The organism is Flavivirga aquatica (genome assembly GCF_001747085.1).
GTDB lineage: Bacteria > Bacteroidota > Bacteroidia > Flavobacteriales > Flavobacteriaceae > Algibacter_C > Algibacter_C aquatica.
On record NZ_MDJD01000020.1, the window covers coordinates 1 to 464 of the forward strand.

Sequence of the window (464 nt, forward strand, 5' to 3'; positions counted from 1 at the left end):
GAAAAAGATATAAAGATTGTAGCTAGATTAGATCCAGCTATCAGCCAAGGGTTTAGGAAAGAAGAAGACGAATTTGATTATAATAAAGATGCAGATATGTTTGTCTGTCCAGCAGGTCATTTAGCTATAAGAAAAGCGAAACAAGGCAAAAAGAATGTCGCCACAAATCAAGTTATTACCTATTACTTTGATGTTGAAAAATGTAAGACCTGTCCTTTAAGGGAAGGCTGTTATAAAGAAGGGGCTAAATCAAAATCTTACTCCATTACTTTAAAGTCAGACATCCATAAAGAACAGATGGAGTTTGAAACATCAGATTACTTCAAAGAGAAATCCAAACAGCGTTATAAAATAGAAGCTAAAAATGGAGAATTAAAAAATGTCCATGGTTATGGAAGAGCTATATCTTATGGTATAGAAAATATGCAAATGCAGAGTGCTTTAACAATATTTGCTGTGAATTT

Annotated in this window: 1 protein-coding gene; it reads left to right on the forward strand. The window is 32.8% G+C overall.

Features of this window, described 5'->3' with window-relative positions; all coding sequences use genetic code 11:
- Positions 1-464 (forward strand): transposase (locus A8C32_RS05125; protein WP_205635371.1); only part of this gene is annotated, 464 nt, incomplete at both ends.